Annotated in this window: 11 protein-coding genes; 4 read left to right on the top strand and 7 right to left on the bottom strand. The window is 44.9% G+C overall.

Annotated features, from left to right (window positions below; translation table 11 throughout):
* Positions 1-48: 48 nt before the first annotated feature.
* Positions 49-849 (top strand): TIGR00266 family protein, encoded by an 801-nt coding sequence (locus tag MHZ95_RS06825; RefSeq protein WP_239389849.1) that lies wholly within the window; start codon positions 49-51, stop codon positions 847-849.
* A gap of 109 nt (positions 850-958) precedes the next feature.
* Here the strand turns inward: MHZ95_RS06825 and dmpG are convergent, their stop codons facing one another.
* The 7 genes from dmpG to MHZ95_RS06790 form a co-directional block, all read right to left on the bottom strand.
* Positions 959-1963 (bottom strand): 4-hydroxy-2-oxovalerate aldolase, encoded by a 1005-nt coding sequence (gene dmpG / locus MHZ95_RS06820; protein ID WP_239389848.1) that lies wholly within the window; start codon positions 1961-1963, stop codon positions 959-961.
* Entirely contained in the window at positions 1963-2850 is an 888-nt protein-coding gene (locus MHZ95_RS06815; RefSeq protein ID WP_239389846.1) for an acetaldehyde dehydrogenase (acetylating), read from the bottom strand. Before MHZ95_RS06815 ends, dmpG begins: the two co-directional genes overlap by 1 nt.
* Positions 2851-3150: 300 nt before the next feature.
* Entirely contained in the window at positions 3151-3912 is a 762-nt protein-coding gene (locus MHZ95_RS06810; RefSeq protein ID WP_239389844.1) for an IclR family transcriptional regulator, read from the bottom strand.
* Positions 3913-4042: 130 nt separating this feature from the next.
* Positions 4043-5551 (bottom strand): APC family permease, encoded by a 1509-nt coding sequence (locus MHZ95_RS06805; RefSeq protein ID WP_239389842.1) that lies wholly within the window; start codon positions 5549-5551, stop codon positions 4043-4045.
* A 199-nt stretch (positions 5552-5750) separates the two neighbouring features.
* Positions 5751-7571, bottom strand: coding sequence for an SEC-C metal-binding domain-containing protein (locus tag MHZ95_RS06800; protein WP_239389841.1), 1821 nt, complete (start codon positions 7569-7571; stop codon positions 5751-5753).
* A 136-nt stretch (positions 7572-7707) separates the two neighbouring features.
* Positions 7708-8121: a VOC family protein gene (locus tag MHZ95_RS06795; protein ID WP_239389839.1), complete on the bottom strand. Its 414-nt coding sequence runs from the start codon at positions 8119-8121 to the stop codon at positions 7708-7710.
* Positions 8122-8249: 128 nt separating this feature from the next.
* A complete protein-coding gene (locus MHZ95_RS06790; protein WP_239389837.1) occupies positions 8250-9131 on the bottom strand; it encodes a LysR family transcriptional regulator in 882 nt (293 codons plus the stop codon).
* Positions 9132-9259: 128 nt separating this feature from the next.
* Here MHZ95_RS06790 and hutG point away from each other — a divergent pair, with 128 nt between their 5' ends.
* The 3 genes from hutG to MHZ95_RS06775 all read left to right on the top strand — a co-directional run bounded on the left by hutG (position 9260) and on the right by MHZ95_RS06775 (position 13034).
* On the top strand, positions 9260-10234 hold the full coding sequence (gene hutG, locus MHZ95_RS06785) for a formimidoylglutamase (RefSeq protein ID WP_239389835.1): 975 nt from the start codon (positions 9260-9262) through the stop codon (positions 10232-10234).
* A complete protein-coding gene (gene gltS / locus MHZ95_RS06780; RefSeq protein ID WP_239389834.1) occupies positions 10218-11408 on the top strand; it encodes a sodium/glutamate symporter in 1191 nt (396 codons plus the stop codon). Before hutG ends, gltS begins: the two co-directional genes overlap by 17 nt.
* Positions 11409-11672: 264 nt before the next feature.
* Complete coding sequence (locus tag MHZ95_RS06775; protein WP_239389831.1) at positions 11673-13034, top strand: sodium-dependent transporter; 1362 nt, start codon at positions 11673-11675, stop codon at positions 13032-13034.
* Positions 13035-13051: the final 17 nt, after the last annotated feature.

The raw sequence follows: 13051 nt of genomic DNA, 5'->3' as shown, positions 1-13051 counted from the left end.
TCGATCCGTATGTTTAGATAGCAAAAAGACGATTAAAGGAGGAATTGGATGAATAACCACGAGATTGATTACAAACTGTATGGGGATGATATGCAATTCGTCGAGGTGGAGCTTGATCCGCAGGAGACGGTTGTTGCAGAAGCAGGCGCTCTGATGATGATGGAAGACGGCATTGAAATGGAGACGATTTTCGGCGATGGATCTGGCTCTTCAGGCGGCGGAATCATGGGTAAATTAATGGGGGCAGGTAAACGGATGCTGACGGGTGAAAGTCTCTTCATGACCACCTTTACGAATACGGGATCTGGGAAAAAGCATGTTTCCTTTGCTTCACCGTATCCTGGGAAAATCATTCCGATGGATCTCAGTGAGCATAATGGGAAAATCATCTGTCAAAAAGATGCATTCCTTGCCGCCGCGAAAGGTGTATCGGTCGGTATCGAGTTCCAACGTAAACTCGGTACGGGATTCTTTGGCGGCGAAGGGTTTATCATGCAGAAACTCGAAGGCGACGGCATGACATTCATCCACGCGGGCGGAACGATTATCGAGAAAAAACTGTTGCCCGGCGAAACATTACGCGTCGATACGGGATGCCTTGTCGCCATGACACGTGACGTCGATTACAACATCGAAATGGTCAAAGGCGTGAAAACAGCATTATTCGGTGGCGAAGGATTGTTTTTCGCAACGCTCCGCGGTCCCGGAACCGTTTGGATTCAATCATTGCCATTCTCCAGACTCGCAAGCCGCGTATTTGCAGCAGCTCCACAAACACCTGGCGGTAAATCCGTCGGTGAAGGCAGCGTAACCGGCGGATTATTCGACTTGCTTGGCGGGAAAAACTAAATTCAAAAGAAGTACAAATGGGGGATGTACCGTCAGTCGTTTCATCATCGTCTGACAGGACATCCCCTATTTTTCATGATGAACAAATCGTCCATCTATCCCAATCCAATCACTTCATCTTCGCCAATTCCGAAGCAACGTCCAATATCATATCTTCCTGTCCACCAACGACTTTCCTCTTCCCTAATTCCACCAAAATATCTCGCGGGTCTAGTCCGAACCGTTTTGCGGCCCGCTCCGAGTGGATTAAGAAACTGGAATAGACGCCGGAATACCCCAATGCTAAACTTCCCTTGTCTACAATTTGCGGCCGCTTCATAATTGGTGTCACAACGTTTTCAGCAAGATCCATCATCTTATACACATCGATTCCAGGATTTTGCCCCATCAAATCCAATACCGCAGTTAATACTTCTGTTTGCGTATTCCCTGCACCTGCGCCCAAACCGCACACACTACTATCAATTCTTGTCGCGCCTTCTTCAATGGCAATGAGCGTATTCGCAACAGCCAATGACAAATTATTATGCGCATGGAAGCCCACTTCGCAAGTTAGTGCTTGGCGAAGCGCCCGAACGCGTTCCCTTACTTGTTCCGGTAGAAGCGCACCTGCAGAATCGGTAATATAGACGGCTTCCGCCCCGTAACTTTCCATCAGCTTTGCTTGTTCAACCAGTTTTTCAACCGGAGCCGTATGAGCCATCATCAGAAAACCTAATGACTCCATGCCCAATTCCTTCGCTTTCGCAATATGCTGAGCCGAAACATCCGCTTCTGTTACATGTGTAGCGACACGTACTAATTTCGCCCCAATTTCGTGGGCTTGTTTCAATTCATGGACCGTCCCAATTCCGGGGATCAGCAATACAGCAATTTTGGAAGTTTGAGCCTCTGCCACAGCCCGCTCGATCAATTTCATTTCATCGACAAGAGATTTTCCATATTGTAAGGTAGATCCCCCTAATCCATCGCCATGACTGACCTCGATGTAATGCATGCCCGCTTCATCCAATGCTCGTACAACCGAACCGACTTCTTCTGCTGTAAATTGATGCGACACAGCGTGGCTTCCATCACGAAGGGATACTTCCGTCAATTTCACTACGTTTGTCATTAGTTCGTCACCTCTTCTTCAACATGTAGCATTCTTCTTGCTTGCTCTTCTGCGACTTTCACTGCCGCGGCTGTCATAATATCGAGATTTCCTGCATACACCGGGAAATAATCTCCCGCCCCTTCAACTTCTAGCAAAATGGTCACTTTGTCTTCATCAAAAATCAATTCTTGTTTCAGACGATAACCCGGCACATAACTTTGCACCACTTGAAGCATGTCGTTTACCGATTTTGTAATCGCCTCGGCATCCATGTTTTTCACTTCGCAATAAATCGTATCTCTCATTAACACCGGTGGCTCTGCAGGGTTAATCAAGATGAGCGCTTTCCCCTTATCCGCTCCTCCTACTTCCTCAATGCCCCGGCGAGTCGTAATCGTAAATTCATCAATATTGGCACGCGTCCCAGGTCCCGCACTCTTACTGGAGATCGTGGCAACAATCTCAGCATACGTCACATCCGCTACCCGATTCACTGCGTGGATCATCGGAATGGTCGCTTGACCTCCGCAAGTGATCAGATTGATATTGGAAGCGGAATTGTACGTATCGCCGTTAACCGCTGGCGATACTAATGGACCTACCGCCGCCGGAGTTAAGTCAATGGCGATCTTATCTAATTCTTTTAATACCTCGGCATTCACCAAATGGGCTTTTGCTGAAGTCGCATCAAAAACAATGTCAGCCAGATCGGGATTATTTTTGATTGCGTCAATCCCATTGCTGAACGTTTGATACCCTCTTTCCTTCGCCTTCTTCAACCCATCCGATTCCGGATCGATCCCGATGACTGCCGTTAAATTCAAAAGTTCACTTCGTTCCAATTTGTACATCAAATCCGTGCCGATGTTGCCCGAACCGATAATTGCTACATTGATTTTCCCCATTTTCTCCACTCCTTTTTCAAAGTTTCAAAGTCCCTGTACATCCAAAACCCTTTGTGTGCGCTTTCATCTTGAATCAATCGAATCTGCTTAGGCATTTCCCAAACCTCTTTATAGGTTCGTCATTACCGAACCACGTTCGACTAACCCGTTTAATAAAATATAATCAAGATTGATCATCCTGTCAATACTAAATAATCTTTCTTTACACAATTGATAGAAAATAAACTTTCGATAACCCGAAAAAAACCATATGGGTAGCCCTCCCATACGGCACATTTGATCCTCTATTTACTTAACCAGTTACTTCGTCGAACCCATTTCCCGCGATATGCTTCGGGCAGCTTCTTTTATACATTTCTTCGCAATTTCTATTTTTTCTCCCGCAAACCGGAATTTAGGTCCTGCTGTACTGACGGATCCAATCACACGATCATTGCTATCAAATATCGGGGCCGCTACACAAAATAATCCCATTTCAATCTCCTCATCGTCCGTCGCATAGCCGCTTTCCTTAATTTTTTCCAACTCTTCAAGAATGATAGTCTTGTCTAGAATCGTCTTTTCTGTGTAAGCTTCCATTTTAGTAGATTGCAAAATGGCTATTTGCATCTCTTTATCCAAATGAGCCAGTATCGCCTTCCCCACTCCTGTACAGTATAACGGAGCTTTTTTCCCCACTTGTGAATACATTCGTAATGCACGATCGCCCTCATGTTTGTCCACATAGAATGCCTCATTATTTTCCAGTTGAACTAAGTGAACGGTTTCACCTGTTTGGCTAAACACCTCTTTTAAATAAGGTCCTGCCTTTTCTTTAATATCCAATCCTTTACTCACGGTATTCCCGAGTTCAAATAGCCGAATCCCCAATTTGTATTTCTTCGTCTCGCTATTTTGAATCAGATACCCTCTCATCACTAATGTTTTAATGATCCCATGCACGGTACTTTTCGGAAGTTCCATCCGTTCACTCACTTCCAATATGCCTAATTCACCATTCCTTTCATTGAACATCTCCAAAATGGTTAACGCACGATCTACGGACTGTATTGGTTTAGACATGTTTGCCCTCCTGTAATTCGACATTGCCGAACACTATTCAATTATAAAAATAGTATAGAGAAAGCTAGCCTTTGTCAATGAAAAGCAGCCCATCCGTCTGAAATTGAACGAATGGGCTGTTTTTCATTGTTTAATTTGTAAATGAAACATTTTTGCTATCGAAATCCTCCGGCACATCATTGTTCTCGACCTCGGATTCAATCGTTTTCCCTAATACATAGTACTCCGTCTCTTCTTGTTCCAAACTATTATACCGCTTGCGGATTACCCCATAAAAACCTCCGCCGACAGCTCCCCAAATAACAAGAAGTATATACGATGGCGCCGACAATGCCGCTGGCGAGAACGGTACGAGGAGCAATAGTAAGAAAGCCGCGCTGGCAATCATGCCGACAAGCGCTAGGAACTTCTTCAACGGAGCGATTTCCCGTCCTGCCGTTTCCGCTTTCCAAGCCAATACTTTATAGGCAGCGAAGCAGGTAAAGAAATACGCAACGGATACACCGGTTGATGACATGTCAACAATCCAAGATAACGCTTGTCTGCCAAACCACGGCATCGGCAATGTAATGAGCGCAACAAACCATATTCCCCAAACAGGGATCTGATTCTTTTTCGTAATGGTCCTGAACATATCCGGCAACGCCCGTGCCCGCGCCATCGAAAACAAAAGGCGGCTGGCTGACATATAGAAGCCATTCAATCCTGTAAATATCCCCATAATGATTGCGATAGCCATAATAATGAGTCCACCTAAACCAAGCGCCGAACCGACGACATCACCCGTCAACCAAAGATTGCCGCTCACTTCCGACATTTTTGGGAAAGTCCATGCCGTTAGCCCAATCATAATTGCGTAAATCAAAAAAGAAGTAAAAAGCGATAACACAATTAAAACGGTCGCCTTGCGCGGGGAAAAATCGAACTCCTCCGCTGCTTGCGGTACATTGTCAAAGCCTACATATGCCCACGGTGCAATGGCAAGAATGACAAGAATTGAAACAATCATAGATTGGTTGCCGCTAAATAACGGTTTCATATTCTCTAACGGACTCTCTGCAACGTTGAATGTAAATACACCAAGCAGAACAACGCCCGCAATAAGCAACACGCTGAAGTAAAATTGGATTCTCCCTGATACACTTGTCCCCGTCGTGTTGATCCAAGCGAAAATGATCAGGATTGCCGAAGAGATCAGCACTTCTGGCAAATAAACATCCCAACCAGCCACCGAGTATAAATAAAATTGCTTCATGAATCCCGGTGCTAAAAACTTCAGCAATAGTGAAAATGCTGAGGCATTCAACGCAACAATCGATATGTATCCAAGTGATAAAAACCACCCACAAATGAATGCCCATTTCTTACCCGCTGCGATAAACGCATATGTAAACCCTCCGCCCGACACAGGGAATTTCTTGATCATCACACCGTAACTTGATGCAATCACCATCATGATCACCGCACCGATCAATAGACCGATCATCGCAGCTAACGGTCCCGATTCCCCGATCCAATCACCCGGCAGGATAAATGCTCCCCATCCGACGGAAGAACCGAGCGCAATCGCGAACACCCATGACGGTTTCAATGTTTTCGTTAACTTTCTCCTTCGTTCATTTGCATCTTGACCATCCATTCCAAACTCCCCCTCATTCTTTTGTACAATGTATTCCCCACCTCCCTCTCCTGAAACATAAATCTACTTAACCTTTACTTTTTTCATAATGAAACACGCATTCAAATGCGCTAGCTGTGAAATAAAACCGCTTGTCCAAAATGGACGTGAACATAGAAAAAACCGTAAGAGATAATGACTCGTACGGCAAACTTTTTCTTTATTTATTTCCTTTCAACAACCACCAAATATATCTCGCTTCTTCCACACTTCCCGGTTCAATCGATTGATGGCGCGGATATGGAATGGTCTTCGCTTTGAACGTCATCAGATGCATAACATGCCCATTCAATTGCGCGGCAGCTTTTAACATTTCTTCCGCTTCATGCGACTGTCCACCAGACGCTTCATGCTCCAGTTTCCAGTCCAAATAGAGATACGTCGCATCCTGTTGCGAGCCTTTTTCATAGCGCACCAATAGTTCAGCCGCTTCTTTATAGCGCTCGGCGTGAATAAGAGAGGCTATCGCTTCATAGCGAGCGCCTTGTTGATCGTTGCGGTTCATTTTTACTAGATCCATAAACACGCCTGCCGCCTCATCATACTCGCCGCAACTGAACAGATGAATTCCATACGCGAAAGCGGCTCGCATGAAGGGGCGGTTCGGGATATTTTGCCACGGCGAATCCCCTGGCTCGAAAACTTTACTCGCTTGACGGATCGCTTTTTCATAGAGCTCCGCCGCTTGCTTCGAATCCTCTTCCATCTCCGCGGACAAGAGCAGCACATCCGGATGATTCGGTTCGATTTCGGCTGCCTGTTTCGCAAGCCTCCGCCGATCTTCATCTGTTTGTGCGGCATACGCTTCATAAGTAAGCAGCTGTGCCCGTCCATCCGCGATGCCCGGTTTCCGCTCCGGTTGAACGACCCCCGCTGTCGTCATCGCCGTCTCCCAAAGCTTTTTCTCCGTCGGCCTCGGATCCGTACCAATTTCGTACACCCGTGCCGTCACCGGTTCATCCCCATTATCCATCATCGCATCATATAAAGTGCACAATTGTTCCGTATACAGGGCAATCCCTTCCTTAGAAGGACCGACCTTCCGTACAATTTCCTCTTCCAAACCTTCTCCCTGCACAATGCCGATTTGTAACCCCGTCTCCAAAGCTGCCGCCACAAAATCCGCCGCTACTACCGCTTGCTCATTTTCATTGAGGAAATAAGCAACGGCCAGCTTATGCATGATTTCGCGTGAATCCGCGGTTTGATCCCATGCCATCAAAATCGAATCCAGCTCTTTCAATGCTTCCAATTGCGAAGGGTCCAGCACCTCTTCCACCAGCTCATTCATGGAAGCTTGGCTCCGTTTAATAAGCAATTCATAAATCGCAAGGATATGATCCTGTAAAAATTCCTCCGAAGGTTTCTGTAAATCAGATTCCCGCAATGCCATCAGTGATTTCTTCGTTTGTTTACTCCATTTGGCAAGGAAGATCATAGAAGATACCGGAGCGACGACGTCTTCTCCTTTGCGCGGATCCCGAAGAACGATTCCGAATAACAACGTTCCACTGTCAGCAGGCATCCCCTCGGTACGGGTCAGACGATATTCCTTTTCCCCGAACAGCTCCCGCACTTTCATCGTGTCCGCTTCAACAGCGATAATCTCAGCAAGCAATAAAATCGGTTCATTCCATTGTTCCAGCACCGCAACAACCGATTCGCGTGTCGTCTCCGCGAGCTGCGCTGCCACATAGGTACGCCAAAGCTTTCCGTTCTGGATAAATAAATAAAACTCGCTGGCCGCCTCTTCAATATGTTCCTTTTCCCAACTATCCGATAGCCGGTTTGCCCATTCTCGCATGATACGCATCATCTCTGTCCGATCCTGCCCTTTCGGATACGCATCGAAATAGCCGCTCAGGATGCGATCGAGCTCTTCATTGACAATCATTTCAACCAAATCGGTCCCTTTCGATCCGCAGCATTTCTTATACTTTTTTCCACTTCCGCATGAACATGGATCGTTTCTTCCGATCATGCCAATCCCCCCTATCAGATAGTGCTTATTTCTATGTTAACCGCTTTTATGTACGAATTTCTCTGCCTAATGACCATCAAACGAACGAAAGGCCTCTTTTAGCGCGAAGACCTTCCGTTCTTTTCGCTTTAGAATACTATCCTTCTTTTTCACAATTCAAATCCCAGACAAATCCATATTTATCCCGTACTTTTCCATACTTCGTTCCCCAAAACGTCTGTTGCAATTCCATGAGCAACGTGCCTTCTTGCAGGAGCCCGTCATATAATTTTTGAATTTCCTGATCACTTTCACATTGCACCGTTAAAGACAGTCCATGTTGCACTTCTTGCGGGCGTACTTCAGTCGAGTCTGCGAGCATCAGCTGGAAGTCACCTTTTTGAAGATGACAATGAATGACAAGGTCCTCCGCTTCCGGAGGTGAAGGAAAATCGGCATCTCCATACCGCTGAACGCCAAGATTGACCAAACCAAAAAGTTCCGTATAAAACTCGGCCGCTTCCTTCGCTTGTCCATGGAAAGTCAAATAAGGGATGATTGACCCTTTCATCGCAAACACCTCTTTTCACTTTACTAGCATGCAATCGAATCAATGGAACTCTATTTTGAATACCCGAATTATCGTTTCTTCAACCTTCGCCCCCCCTCATAATCACCTGTTTTCTGTTCTAACGACTGTTACTCGAAGAATTCCGTAATAGCTGATAAAAATGATCGGATAGCCGGGGACAGATACCGATTTTTCATGTAGGTTAAATAAACAGTTCTCTCCAATGCAGTTGGTACAATGGTTCTACTCCTGATTAAAGTATCATGCGGTCCTTGCAAGTAATTTTCCGGAATAATCGTGATCCCCAAATTTTCACGCACTAAGCTTAAAGCTGTTTCAAACCGTTCAATCTCATATTTAATATTCGGCCTGACATTTTCCAATTCAAATGCACGCAGTATGTCTTCCCTTGTCTGGAATCCCTCAGTACTCAAGATAAATGGTTCCTTTATGACATCTTTGAGCGTAACCGCTTCCATATTTACAAGTGGGTGACTTTCATGATGCACCAAAACCAGCTTCTCATTGTACAAAGGAATGGTTTCAATATCAGCTTCACGAATCAACTGATTTGTTAAAATGGCATGCGTCTTATAGTTTCTAAGTGAATTTTTCACATCATTTCCACTTAGCACTTCCGTTAGCTTAATATCCATATCCGTAACTTTTCGGTGGTATTGAACAATTACTTTCGGCAACCAATGCTTGACGGATTCAATCATGCCGATTCGAATATCCCCTTTGCCTACGTTTTTCACTTCCTCCATTTCTTTTTTCACGACTTCCATTTCTGATAATAAATAAATCGCTCTGTCGTAGAGGATTTCACCCACCTCGGTCAATTTGATGGATCGCGTATTCCTTTCAATAATTTGAAACCCTAATTCACTTTCCATATTCTTTATCGCATTACTCAATGATGGCTGTGAAATATGCAGCTCCTCAGCCGCTTTTGAAAAACTCATTTTGTCAACGACAGTTACAAAGTATTTCAGTTTTTTGAGCTCCATAGTCAACACCCTTAGCACTTATAGTTTGAAGCTATCCATTTATTCTAATTATATATTAGAATTTATAAATCTGTACATATATACTTAATGAGTATTACATTTTCTGAAGTTTAAGAAAGGATGATTACATGATGAAAAAAGTAAATCCAGATGTTTGGACTGGACGCACAGACCACATTGACAATAGATCCAGTTTTCGTTATCACCAAATCGTGGAATTCGAAAATATAGATGCACTCAAGCCATCTCCCGCTACTTGTGCCATTATCGGTTTTGAAAGTGAGGAAGGTGTCCGCCGCAACAATGGCCGACTCGGTGCAGGAAAAGCACCCGATGCGTTGCGTAACGAACTTGCAAAATTACCTTGGAAGATGCCTGAAGGACAACGACTTGTCGATTTAGGGAATATTGAATGCCTAGACAATAACCTTGAAAAAGCTCAGCAACAACTAGGTGATGCAATCGCTGTAGCCTTACACAATGATATGACACCAATTATTTTAGGGGGCGGTCATGAAACCGCTTACGGACATTATCTCGGTGTTCGAAAACATGTAGGGAAAGAAGCAACCATCGGAATCATCAACATCGATGCCCATTTCGATTTACGCCCTTACGATGAACAGCCGTCCTCCGGCACGATGTTCAAGCAAATACTTGAACAGGACAAGAAAAGCAGTTATTTTGTAGCCGGAATCCAGCGCTATGGCAATACACAAGAATTGTTCGACCGAGCAGACGCGCTTGGCGTTACCTATGTTTATGAAGAAGACATGCATATGGGCAAAATGGATAACCTAACTGCAGATCTCGAAAAATTCATCGCCCAGCATGATTTTATCTTTCTCACTTTATGTATGGATGTCCTGAATGCAGCTTTCGCACCCGGCGTCAGTGCCCCTTCCCCTTTCGGCTTGGACCCAGCTATCGTCAGAGCTATTATTAAAACGGTTACATCCCATGACAAAACCTTGTCTTTTGATATCTCGGAAGTCAATCCAATTTTGGATGAAAACAATCGCACCGTGAAACTTGGGGCTTACTTGACAAACGAGGCCCTTACATCATTTTTAGGAGGAACATTGCATGACGTTAGTTCTTAACCAAGTTACAACTCTCTTTCTTGCCATCGCCCTCCTTACATTAGGAATGCTTTTAGTCAAGAAAGTCGGGTTCCTTAAAAAGTTCTGTATTCCGGCTCCTGTCGTCGGCGGCTTATTGTTCGCCATTTTTGCGACTGTTTTCAAATCATTCGGATGGCTGGAAATCACACTTGATACTTCCTTGCAAAGCTTATTCATGCTGACATTCTTTACGACAGTCGGATTAGGTGCAAGTTTTAAACTTATCAAGCTCGGTGGTAAACTGCTTGTCATCTATTGGCTTGCTTGCGGATTTTTAGCGCTTGCCCAAAATACAATCGGCGTCTCTATGGCCTATCTCTTTGACTTGCATCCGCTAATCGGCATGATGGCTGGTGCTGTATCAATGGAAGGAGGTCATGGCGCTGCTACGGCATTCGGTCAAACAATCGAAGACCTGGGCATCCAATCCGCCTTATCTATCGGAATTGCTGCTGCCACATTTGGACTCGTTGCAGGCGGTCTAGTCGGAGGACCAACCGTTAAATACTTGATTTCTAAACATAATCTGAAACCGTCTGAAATAGATGATGGTATAGGAATGCCAGTGGGAGAAACAGAGAAACCAATCCAGACGGACGCTTTCTTCACACAGATTTTGCTCATCACACTTTGTATGGCGCTCGGAACTTATTTAGGAGATCTATTTTCAGCTGCAACAGGATTCGTCCTACCCGGCTATGTTGGTGCCATGTTCGTTGCGGTCATCGTCCGGAATATCATGGACAAACTCAATCCGAAAACAGTCGACATGAAGAGCATCGGTTTAATCAGCGACGTATCATTGGGAATTTTCCTCTCCATGGCGTTAATGAGCATCAAGCTATGGGAAGTTGCCGATTTGGCTCTTCCACTACTCATCATCGTCTTTGTCCAAGTTGTTTTCATCGTCCTATTCGGGATTTTCGTTTTGTTCCGTTTACTCGGGAAAAACTACGACGCTGCCATCATGGTAGCAGGCTTCACGGGGCATGGTCTTGGAGCTACGCCTAATGCCATGGCCAATATGGCAGCTGTTACAGAAAGATTCGGTCCTTCCCGGACAGCATTCCTGATCGTTCCCATCGTCGGTGCTTTCCTCATTGACGTATTCGCGATCCCTATTATTATCACAACCATTAACTTGTTCCACTAATGCTTAACAAACCCAAAGCGTTAACCGCGACAGGCATACGCGTACAATGAATCTACACATCCCTTTTAAAGAAGTCTGCCTTTAATGAATTCACTTCATTCAGGCAGACTTCTTTTGATGCTCTCGAACGGTCGCTTTCACAAACCAAACCATCCGCTATCTGAGTCTTTGTAAATAGTGACATTTACCCTTGAATAAGCTAGTATTATACAAGGTCTTTTGCATCATAGAACGCAACACGGAAAAATCGAAAGGATTGAAAGCATGCCTCAACAAGAACATTGGAAATCGAAAGTCGGTTTTGTACTGGCTGCGGCCGGTTCTGCCATCGGACTGGGTGCCATTTGGAAGTTCCCATATGTGGCCGGAACAGGCGGCGGCGGAGCCTTCTTACTGATTTTCTTATTATTTACGTTACTATTAGGCGTTCCCCTTCTGATCGGGGAATTTATTCTCGGCCGTAAAAGCCAGAGTGACGCCATCACGACCTATAAACTTTTTGCACCCCAAACGAATTGGCATCTAACAGGAAGAATCGGTGTCATCATCAGCTTTTTAGTTTTATCTTTTTATAGTGTTGTCGGAGGGTGGATCATCCTCTACTTATTCAAGGCAGTAACCGGCGGGATTTCCGGACTTTCCGAGGAACAATTCGGACCGTTATTCGGTGGGATCATTGCAGACCCCATTTCCACACTCATCGGTCAACTGCTTTTCATGCTCATGACGATTATCGTTGTGGCACAAGGGATTCAAAAAGGAATTGAAGCAGCAAGTAAAATTATGATGCCTGTCCTTTTCATCCTGTTTGTCCTGATCGTCATCCGTTCACTCACTTTGGACGGCGCGATGGAAGGCGTGCGCTTTCTACTCGTCCCGGATTTTACGCAATTGACATCTGAATCGATTTTATTTGCCCTCGGGCAAGCGTTTTTCACACTCACATTAGGCGCTTCTGTCATGGTGACGTACGCTTCTTATCTACCCAAAACGCAAAACCTGCCGGGCTCCGCCTTTTCAATCATTACGATGAACATCATCATCGTACTCTTAGCGGGTCTTGCTATTTTCCCGGGTGTTTTTTCATTCGGCTTTGAACCGGATGCTGGTCCGACACTTATTTTCACCGTATTGCCAGCCGTCTTCAATCAACTGCCGTTCGGAATCCTTTTCTTCATCGCATTCCTGATCCTATTTTTATTTGCAGCGCTCACTTCCTCTTTTTCGATGATCGAAATCATTGTCGCAACGATGACAAAAAATGATCCGTCGAAACGGAAAAAGTTCACTTGGATCATCGGAATGGCCATCTTCATCGTCGGCATCCCATCTTGTTTATCGTACGGGGTCATGGCCGATGTGAAGTTTTTCGATAAGACGGTTTTCGATCTAGTCGATTATGTCGTCAGTAATGTACTAATGCCACTCGGTGCATTATTGATTTCCATCTTCATTCCTTTGAAACTTTCGAAAACGGATTTATTCAACGAGATGAAACAAGGATCGAATGTCGGAAAACTTTTCTTCAATAGTTGGTATTATTTATTGAAATATGTCACCCCGATCGCCATCATTATCGTATTTCTCGATGCGTTAGGGGTATGGCGTTGGTTTGGGATTAAATAAAAAAACAACGGAAGCCA

The organism is Sporosarcina sp. ACRSM (assembly GCF_022346545.1).
Lineage (GTDB): Bacteria > Bacillota > Bacilli > Bacillales_A > Planococcaceae > Sporosarcina.
This window is presented reverse-complemented; position numbering and strand designations above follow the sequence as displayed.